14 protein-coding genes, 1 tRNA gene and 1 pseudogene are annotated in these 24,225 nt (G+C 70.0%); 12 read left to right on the top strand and 4 right to left on the bottom strand.

Annotated features, from left to right (window positions below; all coding sequences use genetic code 11):
- Positions 1-20 precede the first annotated feature (20 nt).
- From folD to DFR40_RS00970, 6 genes are all read left to right on the top strand, one after another.
- Positions 21-878 (top strand): bifunctional methylenetetrahydrofolate dehydrogenase/methenyltetrahydrofolate cyclohydrolase FolD, encoded by an 858-nt coding sequence (folD, locus tag DFR40_RS00995; RefSeq protein WP_121456635.1) that lies wholly within the window; start codon positions 21-23, stop codon positions 876-878.
- Positions 878-1,375 carry a 5-(carboxyamino)imidazole ribonucleotide mutase gene (gene purE, locus DFR40_RS00990; protein WP_121456634.1) on the top strand — a complete coding sequence of 166 codons (498 nt, stop codon included), beginning with the start codon at positions 878-880 and terminating at the stop codon, positions 1,373-1,375. The genes folD and purE overlap by 1 nt, the downstream gene beginning before the upstream one ends.
- Positions 1,372-2,520, top strand: coding sequence for a 5-(carboxyamino)imidazole ribonucleotide synthase (locus tag DFR40_RS00985; RefSeq protein ID WP_121456633.1), 1,149 nt, complete (start codon positions 1,372-1,374; stop codon positions 2,518-2,520). Before purE ends, DFR40_RS00985 begins: the two co-directional genes overlap by 4 nt.
- On the top strand, positions 2,520-3,515 hold the full coding sequence (locus DFR40_RS00980; protein WP_121456632.1) for an L-threonylcarbamoyladenylate synthase: 996 nt from the start codon (positions 2,520-2,522) through the stop codon (positions 3,513-3,515). The genes DFR40_RS00985 and DFR40_RS00980 overlap by 1 nt, the downstream gene beginning before the upstream one ends.
- Before the next feature lie 70 nt (positions 3,516-3,585).
- A tRNA-Ala gene (locus tag DFR40_RS00975) sits at positions 3,586-3,661 on the top strand.
- 157 nt (positions 3,662-3,818) lie between these two features.
- Positions 3,819-6,416 carry a hybrid sensor histidine kinase/response regulator gene (locus DFR40_RS00970; RefSeq protein WP_121456631.1) on the top strand — a complete coding sequence of 866 codons (2,598 nt, stop codon included), beginning with the start codon at positions 3,819-3,821 and terminating at the stop codon, positions 6,414-6,416.
- Here the strand turns inward: DFR40_RS00970 and DFR40_RS00965 are convergent.
- Positions 6,413-6,973: a DUF2062 domain-containing protein gene (locus DFR40_RS00965; protein ID WP_121456630.1), complete on the bottom strand. Its 561-nt coding sequence runs from the start codon at positions 6,971-6,973 to the stop codon at positions 6,413-6,415. The two genes, DFR40_RS00970 and DFR40_RS00965, sit on opposite strands and share 4 nt — an antisense overlap.
- 213 nt (positions 6,974-7,186) lie before the next feature.
- Here DFR40_RS00965 and DFR40_RS00960 point away from each other — a divergent pair, with 213 nt between their 5' ends.
- The 6 genes and pseudogenes from DFR40_RS00960 (at position 7,187) to DFR40_RS00935 (ending at position 16,607) form a co-directional block, all read left to right on the top strand.
- Entirely contained in the window at positions 7,187-7,771 is a 585-nt protein-coding gene (locus DFR40_RS00960) for a CBS domain-containing protein (protein ID WP_121456629.1), read from the top strand.
- A gap of 12 nt (positions 7,772-7,783) precedes the next feature.
- Positions 7,784-9,190: a sigma-54 interaction domain-containing protein gene (locus DFR40_RS00955; protein ID WP_121456628.1), complete on the top strand. Its 1,407-nt coding sequence runs from the start codon at positions 7,784-7,786 to the stop codon at positions 9,188-9,190.
- 160 nt (positions 9,191-9,350) lie between these two features.
- Positions 9,351-10,748 carry a GntP family permease gene (locus tag DFR40_RS00950; RefSeq protein ID WP_121456627.1) on the top strand — a complete coding sequence of 466 codons (1,398 nt, stop codon included), beginning with the start codon at positions 9,351-9,353 and terminating at the stop codon, positions 10,746-10,748.
- A gap of 25 nt (positions 10,749-10,773) precedes the next feature.
- Positions 10,774-12,375 (top strand): annotated as a pseudogene (locus DFR40_RS00945) (acyl CoA:acetate/3-ketoacid CoA transferase); the annotation flags it as partial.
- 81 nt (positions 12,376-12,456) lie between these two features.
- Entirely contained in the window at positions 12,457-13,542 is a 1,086-nt protein-coding gene (locus DFR40_RS00940; protein ID WP_245985562.1) for an efflux RND transporter periplasmic adaptor subunit, read from the top strand.
- Entirely contained in the window at positions 13,539-16,607 is a 3,069-nt protein-coding gene (locus tag DFR40_RS00935; protein WP_121456624.1) for an efflux RND transporter permease subunit, read from the top strand. Before DFR40_RS00940 ends, DFR40_RS00935 begins: the two co-directional genes overlap by 4 nt.
- Here DFR40_RS00935 and DFR40_RS00930 read toward each other — a convergent pair whose 3' ends face one another.
- The 3 genes from DFR40_RS00930 to DFR40_RS00920 are packed head-to-tail and all read right to left on the bottom strand — an operon-like array spanning position 16,608 to position 23,963.
- Complete coding sequence (locus DFR40_RS00930) at positions 16,608-20,234, bottom strand: translocation/assembly module TamB domain-containing protein (protein ID WP_121456623.1); 3,627 nt, start codon at positions 20,232-20,234, stop codon at positions 16,608-16,610.
- A 1-nt stretch (position 20,235) separates the two neighbouring features.
- Positions 20,236-21,906 (bottom strand): autotransporter assembly complex protein TamA, encoded by a 1,671-nt coding sequence (locus tag DFR40_RS00925; RefSeq protein ID WP_121456622.1) that lies wholly within the window; start codon positions 21,904-21,906, stop codon positions 20,236-20,238.
- Positions 21,906-23,963, bottom strand: coding sequence for a site-specific recombinase (locus tag DFR40_RS00920; protein WP_170160122.1), 2,058 nt, complete (start codon positions 23,961-23,963; stop codon positions 21,906-21,908). Before DFR40_RS00920 ends, DFR40_RS00925 begins: the two co-directional genes overlap by 1 nt.
- Positions 23,964-24,225 lie beyond the last annotated feature (262 nt).

Raw genomic sequence — 24,225 nt, 5'->3', positions numbered from 1 at the left:
TTCTTTTTGACGGATGGACGATGACGGCACAAATCATTGACGGCAAGGCCCTGGCCGAAGAGCTCCGCCAGAGCTTCAAGGCGCGTGTGGAAACCCTGACGGCCAAGGGGCACCAGCCTGGCCTGGTGGTCATTCTGGTCGGCGAAGACCCGGCTTCCCAGGTCTACGTGAAGAACAAGGTCAATGGCTGCCTGGCCATCGGCATGCATTCCGAGAAGATCGTCTACGACAAGGACGTCGATCAGCAGGTAGTCCTCGACAAGATCGCCGAACTGAACGCCGATCCGTCCATCCACGGCATCCTGGTGCAACTGCCGCTGCCCAGGCACTTCGACGAAGAGAAGGTGCTCGAAGCCATCTCCGCCGAGAAGGACGTCGACGGTTTCCACGCCGAGAACGTCGGCGCGCTGTCGCAGGGCTCGCCGCGCTTCATTCCCTGCACCCCGTATGGTGTGATGAAGATGTTCGAGAAGGGCAATGTCGATCTGAGCGGCCAGGAAGCCGTCGTCATCGGCCGCTCCAACATCGTCGGCAAGCCGATGGCAATGCTGCTGATCAACGCCGGCGCCACCGTCACCGTCTGCCACTCGAAGACGCGCGACCTGAAGTTCCACACCCGCCGCGCCGACATCGTCGTCGCCGCCGTCGGCAAGCCGAAGTTCGTCACCGGCGACATGATCAAGCCGGGCGCCGTCGTCATCGACGTCGGCATCAACCGCCTCCCGGACGGCAAGCTGTGCGGCGACGTCGACTTCGATGACTGCCTCGCCGTCGCCGGCCAGATCACCCCGGTGCCGGGCGGCGTCGGGCCGATGACCATCACCATGCTGCTGGCCAATACCATCGAGGCCGCCGAACGCAAAGCGGGGATTCGCTAATGTCTGAAAAGAAGATTTCCGTCGGCATCGTCATGGGGTCCGACTCCGACTGGCCGACCATGCAGGCCGCCGCCGTCATCCTCAAGGACTTCGGCGTCGCCTTCGAAGCCCGCGTCGTTTCCGCCCACCGCACGCCCGACCTGCTCTTCGAATACGCCGAGACCGCCGGTCCGCGCGGCCTGCAGGCGATCATCGCCGGTGCTGGCGGTGCCGCCCACCTGCCGGGCATGCTCGCCGCCAAGACGACGGTGCCGGTGCTCGGCGTGCCGGTGCAGTCGCGCGCGCTGTCCGGCGTCGATTCGCTGCACAGCATCGTGCAGATGCCCAAGGGCATCCCGGTTGCCACCTTCGCCATCGGCGAGGCTGGTGCCGCCAACGCCGCGCTCTTCGCGGTGGCCATGCTGGCCAACCAGGATCCGGCGCTGGCCGGTCGTCTGCAAGCCTTCCGCACGATGCAGACGGAAAAGGTCCTGGCGATGAAGCTGCCCGAAGTATGAAGACGACGATCCTGCCGCCCGCCACGCTGGGCATGCTCGGTGGCGGCCAACTCGGCCGCTTCTTCGTTGCCGCCGCCCACGAACTGGGCTACCAGGTCTGGGTGCTCGATCCGGACAGGAACAGCCCGGCGGCGCAGATCGCCGAACGCCACTTCTGCGTCGCCTACGACGACTACGCCGCGCTCGACGAATTCGCCGCCGGCTGCGCCGCGATCACCACCGAATTCGAGAACGTGCCGGCCGCGACGCTCGACTATCTCGCCAAGTTCGTGCCGGTGCGCCCGCACGCGGCGGCGGTGGCGATCTGCCAGCACCGCGTCAGCGAAAAGTCCTTCCTGCGCGACAACGGTTTCCCGCACGGCCCGTTCATCACGGTCAACTGCGAAAATGACCTGAAAACTGCGCCGGCCAGCCTCTTCCCGGCCATCCTCAAGGTCGCCCGCTTCGGCTACGACGGCAAGGGCCAGGCGACGGTCAGCAACGTCGCGGAGGCGCTGCTCGCCTTCGCCCAGTTCAAGGGCGAGCAATGCGTGCTCGAACAGCGCCTGCCGCTCGACTACGAAGTCTCGGTCGTGCTGGCGCGCGACGAGCAGGGCAAGGTCGCCTGCTTCCCGACCGGTGAGAACCAGCATACGCGCGGCATCCTCGATGTCTCCATCGTGCCGGCGCGCACTTCCGGCTGCATGCAGAGCGACGCCGAGGACATCGCCGCGCGCATCGCCGAGAAGCTCGGCTACATCGGCACCATGGGCGTCGAATTCTTCGTCAGCCGCGGCCAGTTGCTGGTCAACGAAATGGCGCCGCGCCCGCACAACAGCGGTCACTACACCATCGATGCCTGCGTCACCGACCAGTTCGAACAGCAGGTGCGCGCGCTGTGCGGCCTGCCGCTGGGCGAGCCGCGCGCGCATTCGGCGTCGGTGATGGTCAACCTGCTCGGCGACCTCTGGTACGACGGCGACACCTACCGCGAGCCGGACTGGGCCAAGCTGCACGCCATCCCCAACCTGAAGCTGCACCTCTACGGCAAGCACCACGCCCGGCCGGGCCGCAAGATGGGCCACTTCACGGTGATCGGCGACAACGCCGAAGCCGTGCAGCAGGCCGCCCTGGCCGCCCGCGCCGCCATCGGCATCAAGGACTGATGACACCTTCCGAAGCGGATTACCAGCGCGCTGTCGACCTGCTGCTGGCCGGCGAACTGGTCGCGCTGCCGACCGAGACCGTCTACGGCCTCGGCGCCGACGCTGCCAACCCGGCGGCGGTGGCGAAAATTTTCGCTGCCAAGGGCCGCCCAGCCGACCATCCGCTGATCGTCCACCTGGCCGGCCACGACGCCGTCGAAGCCTGGGCCGAGCAAGTGCAGGCCATTGCCTGGGAACTGATGGAAACCTTCTGGCCCGGCCCGCTGACGCTGATCCTGAAGAAGCAGGCCTGGGTGCCCGACGCCGTCACCGGCGGCCAGGACACCGTCGGCCTGCGCGTTCCCGGCCATCCGGTGGCGCTCGAACTGCTGCGCCGTTTTGCCGCCGCCAAAGGTGCGCACGCCGGCATTGCCGCGCCGTCGGCCAACCGCTTCGGCCGCATCAGCCCGACCACCGCCGCCCACGTCGCCGAGGAACTGGGCGAGGCCGTGCCGCTGATCCTCGACGGCGGTCCCTGCGCCGTCGGCATCGAATCGACGATCATCGACTGCTCGCGCGGCGAACCGGTGGTGCTGCGCCCCGGCCACATCTCGCCGCTGCATCTCGAAGCGGTGCTCGGCCGCGTCCCGGCCATCGAAACCAGCCACGGCGCGCCGCGCGTCTCCGGTTCGCTGGAGGCGCACTATGCGCCGACCACGCCGCTGCGCGTGGTCACCGGCGAGCGCCTGCTCGACTTCCTCAACGCCCAGCGCCATCGCGGCGGCACCTGCGGCGTGATCAGCCCCAACCAGCCGCCGCAGGCCGGCATGCCGCACGCCTGGCGGCTGCTGCCGGCCGACCCGGTCGGCTACGCCCACGACCTCTACGCCGCGCTGCGCGACATGGACCACGCCGGCGTCGACCTGATCGTCGTCGAAGCCCTGCCGTCTGGCACCGAGTGGACCGCCGTCGCCGACCGCCTGCGCCGCGCCGCGGCGGGTGCCGGGCAGGCTTGAGGGGATCTGACGGTCAACCGCAGGAAACTTGCAAAAACCGCCGGGCGCTGGGCTATAATGCGCGCCTTACGGGCCGATAGCTCAGCTGGGAGAGCGCCGCGTTCGCAATGCGGAGGTCGTGAGTTCGATCCTCATTCGGTCCACCAGGAATCAGGGCGCAAGCCCGTGCAAAGGCCAACCTTCGGGTTGGCCTTTTGCCATTTGCGGAGCGCACTTCTATACTCGTTCGGACCTGATATTCTTCGGGCATAACGACAGAGGAGACGCCCGCACCGCGAGAGCGGCGAGCGGGTACAAACGAAGATGGTTCACCCCGCGACCAAATCGTCCGTATTCCGCCTGGTCATCCTGGCCGGGCTGGTCAGTGCGCTCGGCTTCACGATCCTGATCAGCCTCAGCCTGCATCAGGAACGTCTGGGGCGCGAGGCGCAGGCCGTCCGCGAAACCGAAAACACCGCGCTCGTGCTCGAGCAGCATGCGCAGTCGATGGTGGACAAGCTCGATCTGCTGCTGCGCGACATGCTCGGTCATCTGGCGGTCGATGCCGGCGGCCGCATCCAGGTTGCCGGTGGCGGCGACATGAATGCCTTGCTGACCGGCAAGCGGCTGAGCCTGCCCGAGGCGGTTGCAGTGCGCATCTTCGACCGCGAGGGGGCGATGGTGCACAGTTCGCCGGCCGATGTCGTCGCCTTCTCGGTGGCCGACCGTGAGTATTTCCGGGTGCATCGGGGGGCGGAAGACGTCGGTCTCCATATTTCGCCGCCCCTGCTGTCGCGCGGCCTCGGCACCTGGGCGATCGCGCTGAGCCGTGCGGTGCGCGCGGCGGACGGCAGTTTTGCCGGAATCGTTAGCGTCGCCGTGCAACTCGACCAACTGCAGCGCTTTTACGCCGGGATCGACATGGGCCCGAACGGCGCGGTGCTGATGCGCGATGGCGGGATGCGCCTGATGGTGCGCCAGCCGCCCTTGCCGGACAACATGGGGCAGCCGATGCCCGGGCATCCCGTGGCGCGCTTGATCGCCGAAGGCAAGCGTTACGGTACCTACAGCGAGATCAGTCCGGCCGACGGCATCCGGCGCATCTACAGTTACCGGCAGGTGGGCGAGCGCCCACTCTACGTGCTGGCCGCGATCGCCGAAAAGGATTATCTGGCCGAGTGGTGGCAGCATGTCTATTGGTATGGCGGCGCCGCGGTGGTGATTTCCCTGGTCTCGCTGTTCCTGGTGCTGGTCGCACGTCTGGCGCTTGGCCGTCAGCTGCGGGCCGAGGCCGAATTGCTCGACTACCAGGCCCACCTCGAGCAGCTGGTCGATGCCCGCACCGCCGAGTTGCAGGCGGCGCGCCTGCAGGCCGAGTCGGCGACACGGGCGAAGAGCGAATTCCTGGCCAACATGAGCCACGAAATCCGGACGCCGATGAACGGCATCATCGGCATGACCGAACTGGCCTTGCGCACCGAGCTCAGCCCGCAGCAGCGCAATTACCTGAGCAAGGCGAGGACGGCGGCGACGGCGCTGCTGACGATCATCAACGACATCCTCGACTTCTCGAAGATCGAGGCCGGCAAGCTGAGCATGGAAACGCTCGAGTTCTCCCTCGACGACGTGCTCGAGCAGGTGACCACGCTGATCGCGCCGCGGGCTCAGGAAAAGGGGCTGGAATTCCTGATCGACACCGCCCCTGGCATCAACCCTTCGCTGGTCGGCGACCCGCTGCGCCTCGGGCAGGTGCTGGTCAACCTGTGCGGCAACGCGGTCAAGTTCACCGAGCGTGGCGAAATCGTCGTCGTCACCGTGCATCAGCTGCATTGCGCCGAGGGGCGGGTCTGTCTGCGTTTCGCGGTTCGCGATACCGGCATCGGCATGGATGCGGCGCAACTGGCCAACCTGTTCCGGCCCTTCTCCCAGGCCGACGCCTCGGTCACCCGCAAATACGGCGGCACTGGCCTCGGGCTGGCGATCAGCCGGCAGCTGGTGCAGATGATGGGCGGCGAGATGGAGGTCAGCAGCGAGCCGGGCAAGGGCAGCGAGTTCAGTTTCACCGCGGTCTTCGGTGCCGGTACCGGCAGTGTCGCGACGCCGCTGCCGGCGCCGGACATCCGCAACCTGCGCATCCTGGTCGTCGATGACAGCGCCAATGCCCGCGAGATATTCTCGACCCTGTTGAACAGCCTGGGCTACCGGCCGACCCTGGTCGATTCCGCCGAAGCCGGCCTGCAGGCGCTGGCAGCGGCAACGACTCCCTACGATGTGGTGCTGATGGACTGGAAGATGCCCGGTGTTGACGGCTTCGAGGCGGCCGCGCGGATTCGCGCGATGTCAGGACTGACGGTCCAGCCGCGCATCGTCATGGTCACCGCCTACGGTAACGACGAAGCCCTTGCCCGGATGCGCCAGGAAGCGCTCGATGCCTGCCTGACCAAGCCGGTCAGTGCCTCGTCGCTGCTCGATACCTTCGCCACGGTCTTCGCTCGCCGCCCGACGCCACCGCCGGCGGGCGCCAGCGGCAGTCCCGGGGCCGGTTCGCTGCGCGGCCTGCGCATCCTCCTGGCCGAGGACAACGAGATCAACCGCCTGGTCGCCTGCGACCTGCTCGCCGGCGTCGCCGGTGCCGATGTCGACGCCGTCGCCGATGGTGCCGAAGCGCTGGCGCGGCTGCGCGACGGGACCTACGACCTGGTCCTGATGGATTGCCAGATGCCGGTGATGGACGGCTACGAGGCGACCCGCCGCATTCGTGCGGAAATTTCCGTCGACCTGCCGGTGGTCGCGATGACCGCGCATGCGCTGACCAGCGACCGCGAGAAATGCCTGGCCGCCGGCATGACCGACTACGTCAGCAAGCCTTTCGATCCGCCGGAACTGTTCGCGTTGATCGCCCGCCACTGCCGGCGCGGCTAGCCCGGTCCCTTGATGCCGCCGCTGCGCGTCTGGTAGAACTGCAGCTGGCGGCGCCGTCTGAGCTTGACCCGCCAGTACCAGACGGCGCTGATGATCAGGTAGCTGGCCAGGCCGAAGATCACCGCCATGATCGCCAGCCCGGTGACCAGTGGCAGGCCGAGGCCGGCGATGCGCTCCCAGATGCCGCTGTCGTCGGATGCGGCGGCGGCATCGGTCGGCGGTGCCGCGGTGTCGCCGTGAATCCAGGCGCCGAGGCGGTAGGCGGCGTAATAGACCGGGCCGAAGGTGATCGGATTGGTGACCAGCGTGCTCGCTGCCGCTGCCGGCACGTTGGCGCGCAGCAGCACGGCGGCGGCGGCCGATACCGGAATCTGGGCAATCGGGATGAGCAGTCCGAAGAAGACGCCGATGGCGACCCCGAGCGCGACGCCGCGGCGCGACCAGTGCCACAGCCGGGGGTGGGCGAGGAAGGGGCTGAGCCAGCGCAGCCAGCGGTTGGCCATGATCTGCTCGCGGGTCGGGATGAGGGCGCGCAGGCGGCTGGCGAGTCGGTTCATCGGGCGGGTCGTGGAAAAGCGTTGAAGGGGGCGGACAAACCGCAGCATCATACCGTTTCGGCCCGGCTTCGTGGGGCGCCGCTGCCGCCGTCCCGCCGGCGCTTGCATCGGCTCCGGCTTCCCGGAATACTGTGCGCAGGGAAGCTGTCGTCGAACGGTCTTCCCCGCCGGCCGGCGACAGCCGGGCCAATAATAATTCTGGAGGAAGACACCATGACCCAGCCCGTTCCCCTGCGCGCGCACAAGCTCTCTGCCAATGCCGCGCTGTGCGTTTCCGGTTTCAACCTGATCGCTCCCGATTCGCCGGCGATCGAGGCGATGACCGACTTTTTCCGCGTCAACGTGGTCAGCATCGGCCCGACGGCGACGGTCGACGAAGCCAATGCCCGCATGATCTCGCGCGGCGTCCGGCTGCTCATGGTGGTCGGCAAGGACGACGAGGTCGTCGGCCTGATCACCGCCCGCGACATCCTCGGCGAGAAGCCGCTGCAGGTGGCCCAGGCGCGCGGCGGCAAGCGCGGCGAACTGAGCGTCGCCGACCTGATGACGCCGATCGGCGGGATCGATACCCTGGCCCTCGACGACGTGCTGCGGGCCCGCGTTTCCGACATCCTCGATGCGCTCAAGCAACTCGGCCGCCAGCACATCCTGGTCGAGGACAGCGACCCGCTCAGCGGCCAGCCGCGCGTGCGCGGCCTCTTCTCGGCGACCCAGATCGGTCGCGCGCTCGGCGTGCCGGTGCTCGGCTTCGACCTGCCGCGGACCTTCGCCGAGATCGAGGCGGCCCTGGTCAACTAAGGGAGGGCGGGCGTGACCTTGAGCGAGGATTTGCGGCGGCTGGCGTCGGACACGCTGCTTTCGCATTTCGCCGATTACTGCGAAGGCGCGGTGATCGTCGATCGTGACGCCCGCATCGTCTGGATGAACGACAGCTATCCCGAGCGTCTCGGGATCGCGCTGTCGTCCTGCGTGATCGGCCAGCCGATCGAGCAGGTGATTCCCAACAGCATGATGCGCCAGGTCGTGCACAGCGGCCAGGCGATCATGCTCGACATCATGGAATACGGCGACCGCGCCTTCGTCGTCACCCGCCTGCCGCTGCGCGACGCCGGTGGCGAGGTGGTCGGCGCGGTCGGTTTCATGCTCTACGACGATCCGAGCCGGCTGGCGCCGCTGATGGCGCGCTACCAGCGGCTGCGCTCCGATCTGGCGGAAGCCCGGCGCAAGCTCGCCGAAGCCCGCCGGACCAAGTACACCTTTGCCGATTTCGTCGGCGCCGGCGCCGCCAGCAGCGCGCTCAAGCAGGCCGCCCGGCGCGCGGCGCGGACCACCGCGCCGGTGCTGATCCTCGGCGAAACCGGGACCGGCAAGGAACTGCTGGCGCAGGCCATCCACGCCGCCGGGGCGCGCAGCGAGGCGCCCTTCGTCGCGGTCAACATCGCCGCGGTGCCGGAAACCCTGCTCGAAGCGGAGTTCTTCGGCGTCGCGCCGGGTGCCTATACCGGCGCCGAGCGCGGCGGGCGCGACGGCAAGTTCAAGCTGGCCGACGGCGGCACCTTGTTCCTCGACGAGATCGGCGACATGTCGCCGGCGCTCCAGGCCAAGCTGCTGCGCACGCTGCAGGAGGGCGAGTACGAACCGGTCGGCTCGAACCGGCTGGCGACCGTGGACCTGCGGGTGATTGCCGCGACCAGCCGCGATCTCGAACGGATGGTCGCCGAGGGCAGCTTCCGCGCCGACCTCTATTACCGGCTCAACGTCATCACCCTGCGCACGCCGCCGCTGCGCGAGCGGCTCGAGGATTTCGCGCTGCTCGCCGACTACCTGGTCGACCAGATCTGCCGGCTGCGCAGCATGCCGCCGCGCGGGATCAGCACCAGCGCGGTCAACCGGCTGTGTCGCCACGACTGGCCGGGCAACGTGCGCGAACTGCGCAACGTGCTCGAACGGGCGCTGCTGATGTCGGACAGCGAGACACTGGAAGCCGACGACATCGCCGCCGTGATCCAGCCGGCCAGCAGCGCTGCCGCCGAGCCGGCCGCCGGCGCCCCGCTCGCCATCGCCGAGGTGGTGGCCCGCGCCGAGCGCGAGGCGATCCGTTCGGCGCTGCACCAGTGCCGCGGCAACAAGGCGGAAGCGGCGCGGCGCCTGGGCATCTCGCGGGCGGCGCTGTACGAGAAGATTTCCGGGCTGGGCATCGAGACCGCCGTCTGCTGACTGTCCGGATGGTCGGACAGCACTGTCCGGAAAGCCGGACAGTCAGCGCTTGCCGACGTTCACGGTCGACTGCGGTTTTTCATTAAATTCAGGCGTTTGTCGTCCTGGCACGGTGCGTGCGAAAGGCTTGCGGTTCGAATAGCCTTCCAAGGAGACAAACGTGGACTTTCTGATCGTGCTGGCCTCGCTGGCATTCCTGATGTTCGTGGCCTATCGCGGCTACAGCGTCATCCTCTTCGCCCCGATCGCCGCCCTCGGCGCCGTGCTGCTGATCGACCCGGCCCTGGTCGCCCCGATGTTCACCGGCTTGTTCATGGACAAGATGGTCGGCTTCGTCAAGAACTTCTTCCCGGTCTTCCTGCTCGGCGCCATCTTCGGCAAGGTGATCGAACTGTCCGGCTTCTCCAAGGCGATCGTCGCCGCGGTGATCAAGCTGATCGGCCGCGAGCGGGCGATGCTGGCGATCGTCGTCGTCTGCGCGCTGCTCACCTACGGCGGCGTCTCGCTCTTCGTCGTGGTCTTCGCCGTCTATCCGTTCGCCGCCGAGATGTTCCGCCAGGGCGGCATTCCCAAGCGGCTGATCCCGGGCACCATTGCCCTCGGCGCGTTCACCTTCACGATGGATTCGCTGCCGGGTACGCCGCAGATCCAGAACATCATCCCGACCACCTTCTTCAAGACCGACATCTACGCCGCGCCCTGGCTCGGCATCATCGGCGGCCTGTTCATCCTGGTCTGCGGCCTCTCCTACCTCGAATGGTGCCGTCGTCGCGCCGCTGCCGCCGGCGAAGGCTACGGCGAAGGCCACAGCAACGAACCGGAGCCGTTCGCCAACGAGAAGCTGGCCCATCCGCTGATCGCCATCCTGCCGCTGGTCATGGTCGGCGTCATGAACAAGGTGTTCACGGTGATGATCCCGGCCTTCTACGGCGACAAGGTGTCCTTCGTCCCGGCGGTGATCGGCAACGCCGCGCCGGTGGTCCAGCAGACCAAGGCCGTCGCCGCCATCTGGGCGGTCGAGGGGGCGCTGCTGATCGGTATCGCGACGGTCTTCGTCTTTGCCTGGCGCACCGTCGTCGCCAAGTTCGCCGAGGGCAGCAAGAATGCCGTCGGCGGCGCCCTGCTGGCGACCATGAACACCGCCTCCGAGTACGGCTTCGGCGCCGTCATCGCCGCCCTGCCGGGCTTCCTGGTCGTTGCCAACGCACTCTCGGCGATCCCCAATCCGCTGGTCAACGAGGCGATCACCGTCACCGCGCTCGCCGGCATCACCGGCTCGGCGTCCGGCGGCATGGGCATCGCACTGGCGGCAATGGCCGATACCTTCATCGCCAACGCGCAGGCTGCCGGCATTCCGCTCGAAGTGCTGCACCGCGTCGCCTCGATGGCCTCCGGCGGCATGGACACGCTGCCCCACAACGGCGCCGTGATCACGCTGCTGGCGGTGACCGGGCTGACCCACCGGCAGTCGTACAAGGACATCTTCGCGATCACCTGCATCAAGACGCTGGCGGTGTTCGTGGTGATTGCGGTCTACTACGCCACCGGTATCGTTTGACCACGACAATAACGAGGAGACTTCCATGAATGCAGCACAACAGGGCGCCGGCAAGGTCGTGTCGGCGCGCCAGGCGGTCGCCCGGGTGCGCCCGGGCAGCACCGTCGCCACCGGCGGCTTCGTCGGCATCGGCTTTCCCGAGAACATCGCCGTCGCGCTCGAGCAGCACTTCCTCGACCAGCGCGCCCAGGACCCGCACGGCCTCGGCTCGCCACGCGACCTGACGCTGGTCTACGCCGCCGGCCAGGGCGACGGCAAGGAGCGCGGGCTCAACCATTTCGGCCACGACGGCCTGGTTTCGCGCGTCGTCGGCGGCCACTGGGGGCTGGTGCCGCGCCTGCAGGAACTGGCCGTGTCGAACCGGATCGAGGCCTACAACCTGCCGCAGGGCGTGATCACCCACCTGTTCCGCGACATTGCCGCCGGCAAGCCGGGAACGATCTCGCGCATCGGCCTCGGCACCTTCGTCGATCCGCGCTTCGGCGGCGGCAAGCTGAACGAGCGGACGGTCATCGACCTGGTCCGGCTGATGGAGATCGACGGCGAGGAGTATCTGTTCTACAAGGCCTTCCCGATCGACGTCGGCATCATCCGCGGCACCACCGCCGACCCGGACGGCAACGTGACCATGGAAAAGGAAGCGCTGACGCTGGAAGCGCAGGCGATCGCGATGGCGGCGAAGAATTCCGGCGGCATCGTCATCGTCCAGGTCGAGCGGATTGCCGAGCGCGGCACGCTCAACCCGCGCCAGGTCAAGATTCCCGGCATCCTGGTCGATTGCGTGGTGGTCGCCGAGAAGCCGGAGTACCACGCGCAGACCTTCGCCGAGCAGTACAGCCCGGCCTTCGCCGGCGAAATCCGCGTGCCGATGTCGGCCTTGAAGCCGATGCCGATGAGCGAGCGCAAGATCATCGCCCGCCGCGCGGCAATGGAGCTGACCCCCGGCGCCATCGTCAATCTCGGCATCGGCATGCCCGAAGGCGTCGCCGATGTCGCCGCCGAGGAAGGCATCGTCGACCTGATGACGCTCACCGCCGAACCCGGCGTCATCGGCGGCGTCCCGGCCGGCGGCCTCAACTTCGGCGCCGCCACCAACACCCAGGCGATCATCGACCAGCCCAGCCAGTTCGACTTCTACGACGGCGGCGGCCTCGACATCGCCTTCCTCGGGCTGGCCCAGGCCGACCGCGAGGGCAACCTCAACGTCTCCAAGTTCGGTCCGCGGCTGGCTGGCGCCGGCGGCTTCATCAACATCTCGCAATCGGCGCGCAAGGTCGTCTTCGTCGGCACCTTCACCGCCGGCAGCCTGAATGTCACGGTCGACGGCGGAAAACTGAAGATTTTGCAGGACGGCTCGGCGGTCAAGTTCGTCGACCAGGTCGAGCACCGCACCTTCTCCGGACCGCAGGCGGTCAAGCGCGGCACGCCGGTGCTCTACATCACCGAGCGCTGCGTCTTCGAGCTGACCGCCGACGGGCTGGCGCTGACCGAGATCGCGCCCGGCGTGGACCTGCAGCGGGACATCCTCGCGCGCATGGACTTCGCGCCGCTGATGCCGACCTCGCCGCGGCTGATGGATGCGCGCATCTTCGCCGATGTGCCGATGCACCTGCGTCCCGATATTGTCGCCGGCGGCTGAGTTTTTCCAGCTGACAACGGCTATCATTCCGGGTTGCGAATTAGTCCTGGATCGCCGATGAAAACCGGAATGTCATTGCCCGCTGCCGCCGCTCTGGCGGCAGTCTTCTTCCTGCCGGCCGGCTGCGGCGAGGCGCCGCCGCCGGCGGCGGCCGAGGTGCGGCCGGCGCTGACGGTGACGCTGGCAGCGCCGCAGCAGGTCGACTGGCCGCAGGCGCTGAGCGCCAACGGCAACGTCGTCGCCTGGCAGGAAGCGGTGATCGGCGCCGAACTCGCCAACCTGCGCATCGTCGAGGTGGCTGCCCAGGTCGGCGACCGTGTGCGCAAGGGCCAGGTCCTGGCCCGTCTCGACGCGGCGACGGCGGCCAGCGAACTGGCCGAGGCGAAGGCGGCAGCGGCCGAGCTCGAGGCGGCGCTCAGCGAGGCCCAGGCCAATGCGGCGCGGGCCAAGGAACTGCAGGCCAAGGGCTTCTACAGCCAGCAGATGAACACCCAGTACCAGACCGCCGAGCAGTCGGCCGGCGCCCGTCTGGCGGCGGCACGCGCCCGCCTGCAGTCGGCGCAGCTGCGCAGCGACCGGACCCAGGTGCTGGCGCCCGACGACGGCATCGTCTCGGCGCGGACGGCGACGGTCGGTTCGCTGACCCAGGGCGGCGAGGAACTGTTCCGGCTGATCCGCGGCGGACGCCTCGAATGGCGTGCCGAAGTGCCGTCGGCCGACCTCGCCCGCATCGCGCCCGGCGCCACCGCCCGGCTGGTCGGGCCGGCCGGCGAGACGGTCGAGGGCAAGGTGCGCAGCGTCGCCCCGGCGGTCGACCCGGCGACGCGCAACGGCCTGGTTTATGTCGATTTGCCGGCGTCGACCGTCAGCGTCAAGGCCGGCATGTTCGCCCGCGGCGAATTCGAGCTCGGCCGTGCGCCGGCGCTCGCCGTGCCGCAGTCGGCACTGGTCCTGCGCGAGGGCTTCGCCTACCTGTTCCGCCTCGACGGCGCCGACCGCGTCGTCCAGCTCAAGGTCGACACCGGCCGCCGCCAGGGCGAGCTGGTCGAGATCACCGCCGGCCTGCCCGCCGACGCCCGCATCGTGGTCAGCGGCGCCGGCTTCCTCGCCGACGGCGACCGCGTCCGCGTGACGACGCCGGAAGCAGCCCAATGAACGTCTCCGCCTGGTCGATCCGCAACCCGATTCCGGCGATCCTGCTCTTCATCCTGCTGACGCTGGCCGGCCTGGTCGCCTTCAAGGCGATGAAGGTGCAGCAGTTCATGGACATCGACCTGCCGATGGTCACCGTCGTCGCCAGCCTGCCCGGCGCCGCGCCGGGCCAGCTGGAAACCGAGGTGGCGCGCAAGATCGAGAACTCGGTGGCGACGCTGCAGGGGATCAAGCACATCTACACCAAGGTCCAGGACGGCACGGTCACGGTGACCGTCGAGTTCCGCCTCGAGAAACCGACCCAGGAAGCCGTCGACGACGTCCGCGACGCCGTTTCGCGGATCCGCTCCGACCTGCCCGGCGACCTGCGCGACCCGGTGGTCAGCAAGGTCTCGGTGGCCGGTTCGCCGATCCTCACCTACACCGTCGCCTCCAGCCGGATGGACGAGGAGGCGCTGTCGTGGTTCGTCGATAACAGCATCGCCAAGGCCGTTCTCAGCGCCCGCGGCGTCGGCGCCGTCGCCCGGGTCGGCGGGGTCGCCCGCGAAGTCCGCGTCGAGCTCGACCCGGCCCGCATGCTGGCGCTCGGCGCCACCGCCGCCGACATCTCGCGCCAGCTGCGGCGGATCCAGCAGGAAGCCTCGGGCGGTCGCGCCGACATCGGCGGCGTCGAGCAGTCGGTGCGCACCATCGGCACCGTGCACTCGGCGGCTGAGCTGGCGGCCATGGACATCGTCCTTTCCGACGGCCGCCGCGTCCGTCTCGACCAGATCGCCGAGGTCGTCGACACCGTCGGCGAGCGGCGCAGTGCCGCGCTGCTCAACGGCAAGCCGGTGGTCGGCTTCGAGATCACGCGCAGCCGCGGTGCCGGCGAGGTCGAGGTCGCTGCTGCCGTCGCCGTCGTCCTCGAGCGCCTGCGCGCCGAGCATCCGGACATCGAGATCACCGAGGCCTTCAACTTCGTCGATCCGGTGATCGAGAACTACGAAGGCTCGATGTGGCTCCTGATCGAGGGCGCCATCCTCGCCGTCATCGTCGTCTGGCTGTTCCTGCGCGACGGCCGCGCCACCTTCGTCGCCGCCACCGCGCTGCCGCTGTCGGTGATCCCGACCTTCGCCGCGATGTACCTGATGGGCTTCACGCTCAACGTCGTCACCCTGCTCTCGATGTCGCTGGTGGTCGGCATCCTGGTCGACGACGCGATCGTCGAGATCGAGAACATCATGCGTCACCTGCGCATGGGCAAGACGCCCTTCCAGGCGGCCATGGAGGCCGCCGACGAGATCGGTCTGGCGGTCATCGCGACGACCTTCACGCTGATCGCGGTGTTCCTGCCGACCGCCTTCATGAGCGGCGTTGCCGGCAAGTTCTTCGTCCAGTTCGGGTGGACCGCGGCGATCGCCGTCTTCTTCTCGCTGGTCGTCGCCCGCATGCTGACGCCGATGATGGCCGCCTACCTGCTCAAGCCCGTCGCCGACCAGGCGCAGCCGCGCTGGCTCGGCATCTACGAGGGCTGGGCCGGGTGGTGCCTGAAGCACCGGCTGGTCACGCTGGGTGCCGCCGCCGCCTTCTTCTTCGGCTCGTTCGCGCTGGTGCCGCTGCTGCCGACCGGTTTCCTGCCGCCCGACGACCTGTCGCAGACGCAGGTGCACCTGGCGCTGCCGCCCGGCACCCGCTTCGAGCAGACGCTGGCGACGGCCGAGCAGGCGCGCCGCATCGTCGCCGCCAACCCGCATGTCCGCCTGGTGTATACCGCGCTCGGCGGCGGCGCCTCGGGCAGCGATCCGTTCGCCCCGGCCGGCGCCGCCGAGGTGCGCAAGGCGACGCTGACGATCAACCTGACGCCGCGCGGCGAGCGTTCCGGGACCAGCAAGCAGGACATCGAAAATGCCCTGCGCGAGGCGTTGACCGTGATCCCCGGCGCCCAGATCAAGGTCGGCCTCGGCTCGGCCAACGAAAAGTACGTGCTCGTGCTGGCCAGCGAGGATGGCGCCCGCCTGGCCGAGCATGCGCGCCTGGTCGAACGCGACCTGCGCTCGATTCCCGGCGTCGGCAACATCACCAGCACGGCCAGCCTGGTCCGCCCGGAACTGGTCATCCGCCCCGATTTCGCGCGCATGGCCGACCTCGGCGTGACCTCGGCGGCGATCGCCGACACCCTGCGCATCGCCACCGCCGGCGACTACGACCAGGGCCTGGCCAAGCTCAACCTGCAGCAGCGCCAGGTACCGATCGTGGTCAAGCTGCCGCCGGCGGCGCGCACCGATTTTGCGCTGCTGCGGCAGTTGACCGTGCCCGGCCGCAACGGCCCGGTGCTGCTGGCCAACGTCGCCGAGATCACGATCGCCGGCGGCCCGGCCGAGATCGACCGCTACGACCGGTTGCGCAACATCAACTTCGAGATCGAGCTGAACGGTCAGGCGCTCGGCGAGATCGAGAAGCAGGCGCTGGCCAAGCCGAGCCTGCAGCAGCTGCCGCCGGGCGTGATCCAGACCACGGTCGGCGACGCCGAGGCGATGGGCGAACTGTTCGCCAGCTTCGGCCTGGCGATGGCCACCGGCGTGCTTTGCATCTACATCGTGCTGGTCCTGCTGTTCAAGGACTTCGTCCAGCCGGTGACCATCCTGGCGGCGCTGGTGCTCTCGGTGCCGGGCGCCTTCCTGGCGCTGTTCGTCGCCCACAAGGCGCTGTCGATGCCGTCGATGATCGGCCTGATCATGCTGATGGGCATCGCCACCAAGAACTCGATCCTGCTCATCGACTACGTCATCCTCGCCCGCCGCGGCGTCGACGGCCAGCCCGGCCTCGACCGCTGGCACGCGCTGCTCGACGCCTGCCGCAAGCGGGCGCGGCCGATCATCATGACGACCATCGCGATGGGCGCCGGGATGCTGCCGATCGCGCTGGGCATCGGCGCCGATCCGAGCTTCCGCGCGCCGATGGCGATCGTCGTCATCGGCGGCCTGATCACCTCGACCTTCCTCAGCCTGCTGGTGATCCCGGTGGTGTTCACCTACGTCGACGACCTGCTCGTCTGGCTGGCCGCGCGCCGCCGCCGTCCCGCCTGATCAGGGCGGGGTTTCGCCGCGGCGTGGCGGCTGGCCCCAGGTCAGCGTGTAGAACAGGTCGACGGCGTTGTTGCTGCCGGCCCGGCCGACCAGCGTCAGCCGCCGGGTCAGCGCGATCGACAGCTTGACGATGCTTTCGGCGGTGCCCAGCGACTGCTCGTAGCTGAGCGTCGCGTTGTTCGACAGGCGCTTGCCCACCGTCAGGATCTGGTTGCCGGTGCTGGCGCCGGTGTCGACGCTGGCGGCAACCACCCGGCTGCCCGGCTGGCGCGCCTCGCTGCCGTCGAGATTGCCCTGGCGGACGCCGAATTCGTCGAGCGCGAACGTCCGTTTCAGCTGCTGGACGAGGCCGCCGGCCTCGTTGCCGAGCAGGCCGCCGGCGGCCGCCAGGAGCACGCTGGCATCGCCGGCGCCGACGCTTTCCGGGCCGTGGCCGAGAATCAGCCAGGCGAGCTTTTCGGCGTCCGGCAGATCCGGGTCGGATATCAGCTTGACGACCGGTTTCCTGGCCGTGCCCGAGAGCTGCACGCCGGGTTCGACGGCCAGCCCCTTGCGCACCGCGCGCACGTCGAGTGCCGGATTGTCGGGCAGGCCCTGGAAGGTGAGGATGCCGCGGCTGATCTCGAGCTGCTGGCCGTAGGCCTCGAAGCGGCCGTCGCGGGTGCGGATGCTGCCGCTGGCACGCGGCAGGTCGCGGCCGGCCGCGCTCAGGCGGACTTCGCCGGCGAGCCGGGTGCTCAGGCCGGCGCCGTCGAACAGGAAATGGCGGCCGAGGTCGATGCCCAGGTCGAGCGCCAGCTTCGGCCGCGGCGGCGCGGCCTTGGCGGCGCCCGGACGGCGGACGACGACGTCGTCGGAGAGGCGCGGCGCGCCGGCCGGTGCCAGCTGCCACCAGGCGCCGTCGATCGCCAGCTTGCCGTCGATCGCCAGCGCCGCCTGCGTCCAGCCCAGGCGGCCGCTGCCGGACAGCGCCAGCCACTGGTCCGGGCGCTGGCGGACGCCGAGGCGTTCGAGGCGGATGTCGAGGGCGGCGCTGCCGTCGGGATGTTCACGGTCGACCCGCATTTCGCCCGAAATTTCCAGACGCCCCGGCTGCGCCAGGGCCGCGGCGCCGTCGCCGAGCGCCAGGCGCAGCGCCCGCGGCAGCGCCGTGTGCGGATTGGCGAAACGCAGCCGGCGCACGGCGAGCAGGTTGTCGCCGATGTCGGCGGCGAGTTCGCCGTCGTTCAGCGTCATCCCTGACTCGGCGTTGCGCAGCGCCAGCTCGCGCCCGGCCAGCTTGCCGTCGAGGCGCGGCCGCGCCGGCGTGCCGGAGAGCGCCAGGCGGGCGTCGAGGCGGCCGGCGGTGTGCCAGTCGTCGCCGATCAGTTCGCCGAGCCAGCCGAGGTCGCCGATCGCCGCCGTCAGGCTGCCCTGCCAGGGACGCGTCGTCGCCAGCTGCCAGGGGCTCGCCAGCGCCGCCTCGAGCCGGCCGTCGACGCGGCCGACCCGGCTGCCGCCGGCACTCAGGTCGAGGTTCAGGCGCTCGCCGCGGGCGCCGGCGGTGAGCGTCGCCTGCCAGTCGAGCGGCGCCCCGGCCAGCGTCAGCGGCCCGAGCTGCCAGCCATCGGCGGCGGCCTGCAGCGGCGCCGCGCCGAGCAGGCGGAACTGGCGCGCGGCCAGCGGCGAATCCAGGCGAAGTTCGTCCACCTGGCCTTGCCAGCGGCCGTCGCCATAGCCGCCGGCGAGCGCCAGGCGCAGGCGTTCGCCTTGGTCGAGGCTTGCCGCCAGCTGCAGCCGGTGACGCTGCCGCTGGCCGTCGAGCTCGAGGCGCAGCGCGTCAAGCTGCTGGCCGCCGGCGTGCAGCCGGTCGATCGCCAGCGCGAGGCGCAGCGGTGCGTCGGCACCGGCGCCGACCGCCGCCGCCAGGTGCAGGCCGCGTAGCTGGAAGCTGCCGGGCAGGCCGAGGCTGGCGGCGCGCAGCTCGCCGTCCACGGTCGGCGCGGCCAGGCTGCCGCCGACCTCGATGCGGCCGGCGATCCCGCCTTCGCCGCCGATCTCGGCCAGGTGCGGGGCATCGACGTCGATGCGCAGGCGTGCCGCCGGTGCGCCGAAGCCGCCGCGTGCCTGCAGCCGGTTGCTGCCGACGGCGAGGTCGACATCGACGGCGGAAATCCGCGGCCAGGCCAGCGCCAGGCTGCCGTGCCCACGCAGCGGCCGGCCGCGCAGTTCGCTGTCGCCCAGCGTGAAGCGGGCGTCGGCCTGGAGCGTCGGGCGCAGCCGGCCGCTGGCCGCCAGCTCGGCGTTGATGCGCGCCGGCGGCAAGGCCGCGAAGCGGCTCGGGTCGAAGCGTTGCAGCGTCGCCTGCAGCGCGAAGCCGAGGTCGGCCAGGGCCAGCTGGCCGCGCCCACGCAGGCTGGCGCCATCGGCGGAAATCTCGATGTTTTCGAGGTCGACCGTGGACGCCGCGTGGCGGACCTCGCCGCGCAGCGCGAAACGGGCGTCGGCCAGATCGATCGTCGCTTGCTGCGCGGCGGCGCCGATCTCGGCATCGATGCGCCCGGCCAGCCGGGTCGGCCGCAGCGCGCCGAGCAGGCGGGCGGCGTCGAGCTGGCGGGCGCGCAGCGCCAGGTGCACGGCGCCGCGTGCGCCATCGCCCTGCCAGCGGCCGTTGCCGGCGATCTCGCCGGCGCCGGGGAAGGTGGCGCGCAGTTCGGGCAGGTCGAAGCGGCCGTCCTGCCAGCGCAGCTCGCCGGCGATTTCGGCAAACGGCAGCGCCGGCCGGTCGAGCGGGCCGGGGCGCTCGTTGGTGATGGTGAAGCGGGCGCTCACCTCGGCCGCGGACGGCACCAGATCGGCGTCGAGCGCCAGCGCCGCGGCCGGCCAGCCGGCCTGCCAGGCGGCCGGGTCGAGCTGGCGCAGGCGCACGCTGGCGGCGCTCAGCGGCTGCGCCGCGAAGGGCGCCAGCTGCAATCGGGCTTCGCCGCTGAGGCCGGCGCGCGGCAGGATGTCCACGCGCAAGTCGGCGAGCCGGCCGCCGGCATGGACGCCGAGCGCCAGCGGCCGGCCGGCGACGTCGCCGCGCAGGTCGAGGCCGCCGGCGACGGCAAAGGGGGCGCGGCCGTCGAGGCTGGCGCTGCCGTGCACGACGACGTCGCCGGCGCGCAGGGCGAGCTCGTCGATGCGGTGCATCCGGCCATCGCTGCGCAGGCGAGCGCTCGCTTCGCTGGCGATCAGCGTGGTTCCGTAGTGGATCGTGGAAATCCGCAGTTTTTGCAGGTCGACCGTCAGCGCCAGTTCGAGATCGTCGGGGAGCGTCGCCGGGCTGTCGTCGCCGGCGCCGTCGATGTGCAGTTCGCCGAGTTCGAGCCGGGCGATCTCGAGGCGGCCGGCGAACAGCGCCGCCGGCGTCCAGTCGAGCGCCAGGTCGCGCAGCACGAGCTGGCGCGCCGGCTGCTGCCAGCGCACTTCGCCGAGGCGCAGCGGGCCGGCCAGGCGGCCGTCGATGCCGCTGACGGCGAGGGCGCCGCCGCTGCCGGCGACGGCCAGGCGGACCAGCGCCTGCAGGCCGGCGTTGCTGAAGAGCAGGCCGGCGGCGAGGGCGAGCGCGGCGGCGAGAAGGAGCAGGGGCAGGCGGAGGCGGCGCATGTCAGAACGGGATGGCCAGCGAGAAATGCAGGTGCAGCTGGCGCTCGCGCTGGCCGTAGGCGAGGTCGGCGCCGATCGGTCCGGCCGGGCTGCGCCAGCGCGCACCGAGGCCGTAGCCGACGGCGAGGCGGGCGTCGGCGAGGCTGTCCACGGCGTCGCCGGCATCGACGAAGGCGGCGATCCCCCAGTCCGGCGTCAGCCAGTGCGTGTACTCGGCGCTGGCGACGGCGAGGTAGCGGCCGCCGACGGTGGCTTCGCCCTCGCGCACGCCGAGGCTCTGGTAGGCGTAGCCGCGGACCGAGCCGGTACCGCCGGTGCGGAACAGGTAATCCTGCGGGATGCGCAGGCGGGCGTCGGCGAAGGTGCGCCCGAGTTCGCCGCGCAGCGCCAGCGTGTCGCGCGTGCCGAGCGGCAGGTAGAGGTTGCCGCGCAGGTGCAGGCGCAGGAAGTTCTGGTCGGACAGCACCGCCTTGGCGCCGCCGCCGACATTGAGCTGGACGACGACGCCGCGGCGCGGGTCGAGCGGATTGTCGAGCTGGCGCCAGGTCCACATCACGTTCGGCACCAGCGCCCGGCTGGTCACCCGCTCGGCGCCCTCGGGCGTGCGCCGTTCGCGCTGCCAGTTGAGCGACAGCCGCTGCTCGACGCTGCCGCGCTGCTGCACGCTCTGGATGCCGAGCGCGTGGCGCTCGGTTTCCAGCTTCTCGATATTGCTGGTTTCGTAAACGACGCCGAGGCTGTGCCGTCGCTGGCCGCCGTCCGGTGGCAGCAGCACGTCGGCGTAGGCGGTCTGGCGCTTCTGTTCGAGGCGCAGGCCGCTGTCGAATTCCCAGGCCTGGTTGAACAGGTTGGGGGTGTTGTAGTTGGCCTCGACGCGGGCGCCGGTGTTCGAACTGAGGCCGGCGCCGAAGCCGGCGCGGTGGCCGGGGCGCTCGCGCACGCTGAGGCGGACCGGGGCGACGGCGTTGCCATCGGCGTCGATCTCGGCGGCGGCGGTATCGAGCTCGGCCTGGACGCTGCTGAAATACGGTGTCGACTGGAGGACGCCGGTGAGCGCCTGCAGGGCGTCGGCCCGGTAAGGCTCGCCGGGACGCACGTTGCGGTTGTAGCGGTCGATCAGCGCCGGCGTGTAGCGGTGCAGGCCGCTGATCGCCAGCGCGCCGAAACGGTAGCGCGGGCCGGCCTCGTAGCGGGCCTGCAGCGCCGCCTGGCGGGCTTCGCTGTCGATCTCGGCGCGGCTGTCGACGAGGCGGGCGTCGGCGTGCTCGACGGCCAGCAGTTCGCCGAGCAGCTGCTGCTTGGCGGTGTTCCAGTCGGCCTGGCGGAACGGCTGGCCAACCGGCAGGCGCCAGCCGGCGATCAGGGCGTCGCGGGTTTTTGCCGCTACTGGGCCGTCGACCGTCAGATCGACGCTGGCGATCAGCGTGCGTTCGCCGGGGTCGATGCGCAGGCGCAATTCGCCGGCGTCGTCGCGCGAGAATTCCAGCGTCGGCGAGAAATAGCCCTCGGTCGCCAGGATTTCGCCGGCTTCGCTGCGCAGGCGCGCCTCACCCGCCTGCTCGGGCAGGAAGGGGGCGAGCAGGCCGGCGATCGCCGGCGGTGCCTCGAGTTGCAGTTGCGCGCTTGCCGGCAGCGCCGTGCAGGCGAGCAGCAGCGCCAGTCGGCAGCGCATCAGGCGGCCCCGTTCTCCGGCGGCGGCAGCAGGAAGCTGCGCGGCTGCTGGCGGAAGCGCCGCCACAGCGCACCGAGCAGCGTGCCCCAGTGGCTGAAGGCGATGCGCCGGGCGCCGAGCGCGGTGCGCAAGGCCAGCGCGAAGCTGACGCCGAGGTTGGTCAGGCCGATCAGGGCGACGCCGAGCGCGCCCCAGAGCACCGCCTGCCAGGCGATCGCGAAGTCGAAGCCGGTCACCGCGTAGCCGAGGTTGGCCGAGGCGAAGGCGATGTGGCGGATGTCCAGCGGCAGGCCGAGCAGCGTGCCGATCATGCCGGTCGAGCCGAGCATGCAGCCGAACAGGAAATTCCCCATGATGCCGCCGAGGCGTTCCTCGATGTAGCTGCCGACGCGCTCGGCCCGGGCCTTGCCGGCGAGCCGCTGGAGCCAGCGCAGGCGGCCGATGCGCGGGCCGATGCTGGCGTAGGCGGCGCGGTTGTCGAAGTAGCCGCTGATCAGGCCGGAGAGGAAGAGGTAGAAGCCGGCGATCGCGGCGTGCGGGATCGCCCAGGACAGCGGGTCGATGTCGGCCAGCAGGTGTACCGCCTTCTCCATGTCGACAGCCGGCTGTCCGGCCAGCAGCGACAGGCCGAAGCCGACGGCGATGGCCACCGGCAGCGCGACCATGACGTTGCCGGCGATCGCTGCCAGCTGGCTGCGGCTGACCGCGGCGGCGACGTCGGCGATGCGCTCGAGTTCGGCCTGGCGCGTCGGCTTGAGCTCGCCGAGCAGGCTGGCCAGCGTCTGCGCGGTCATCGCCGGCTGCTTGGTGGCGACGGTGAAGCCGAGCAGGAAGATGGCGACGAAGCCGAGTCCGTAGATCATGCTGAACATGAAGGCCTCGACGAAGAGGGGGGCGTGCAGCGCCGCCGCCTTGATCTTGAGCAGCGCCATCAGCGCGATGAGGACGCCGGCGCCGGCCGCCGAGCGCCACATCCGGCCGTAGTCGGCCCGGCTTTCGCAGATGTAGTGTTCGCCGGAGCGGGCGGCGTTCTCGGTGACGCGCACGGCGAGCACGCCGGACAGCTGCTGCATGTAGTGGCGCAGGCTGTGGCGCCGGTTTTCGGCGAGGAAGACGGCGCGGGCGAAGCTGGCCCAGTCGCGGATCGCCTGCTCGTGCGGCGTCGCGCGCAGGCCGGCGGTGAGGATCCGGGTCAGCTCGGCGATGCGCGTCAGGCTCTGTTCGCTGCGCGTGAGCAGGTAGGACAGGTGCAGGCTGGTACCGATGGTGAGCGCCCGCTTGCGGATCCGCTTCAGGGTTTCCTGGCACTGGTCGACGATGACCAGCAGCTGGTCGCCGCGGTCGAAGCGGCTGTCGTCGCCATCGAGGCCGGCGCGGAAGGCGCGGACGAATTCGAGGGCTTCCTCGGAGAGGGCGATGAAGCGCGGCGCGTCGTCGTCGAGGTTGGGCGACGCGCGCATCAGCTCGCCGTCGACGCCGAGGCCGCTGACCCGGTGGGCGAGCAGCAGGACGGCGTCGAGCATCTGCTCCTGGACGCCGCGCCGGTCCATCTCGCGGAAGGTTTCCGGTGGCGCCAGGATTTCCCAGAAACGGTGCGACAGCTCGGCCGGCACCGCCTCCAGCCAGCGCCAGTCGTCGCGGCGGTCGAAGATCAGGTGCAGGCAGTCCTTGACCCGGCGCTCGTCGGGCGCTTCCGGCAGGATGCGGTTGCCGAGGATGCGCCACCATTCGGAAAAGAAGCCGGTGCCGGGAAGGATGCCGCTGTCGGTGAAGAAGGTCAGCAGGCGGCGGCTGCCGACGAAATGGATCAGGTGGTGGCGGAAACCGGCGCGCAGCCCGGCGTCGCTTTCGAGGCGTTCGAGCATCAGCGCGTAGCGCGCGTTGCTCGCTTCGTCGCCGGCGTCGGCCGGGCGCAGCGCCGCGATCAGCTGGCGCAGCAGCTGCAGTTCGTCGGCTTCGGGATTGCGGAAATCGTCCAGGGCGGCAAGCAGGCGTTGTTCGCCGCTGGCCTGGTGGCCGGCGAAACGGCGGATCCATCGAACGAGGGCTGTTTTCAAAAGCATGCACCGGGTCGAGTTGCAGGAATGCCATGATATCGCGATCGCCTTGCCTGTCCGTCATGTTGCGCTTGGCGGCTCGGTGACGATTCGTAATAGAATGTGCGGCACCGTCTAATAACAACCTTTCAACAGGACCAATCATGAATCTCGTCAAGAAATCCATTGCTGTTGCCCTGCTCGCCGGTATCGGTTTCGCCGCCGTCGCCCAGGAGCGTGTTTACGTGATCGACCAGCGCGACGCCGTCGCCACCAGCGGTTT

Source organism: Azonexus fungiphilus (genome assembly GCF_003634965.1).
GTDB classification, from domain to species: domain Bacteria; phylum Pseudomonadota; class Gammaproteobacteria; order Burkholderiales; family Rhodocyclaceae; genus Azonexus; species Azonexus fungiphilus.
This window is presented reverse-complemented; position numbering and strand designations above follow the sequence as displayed.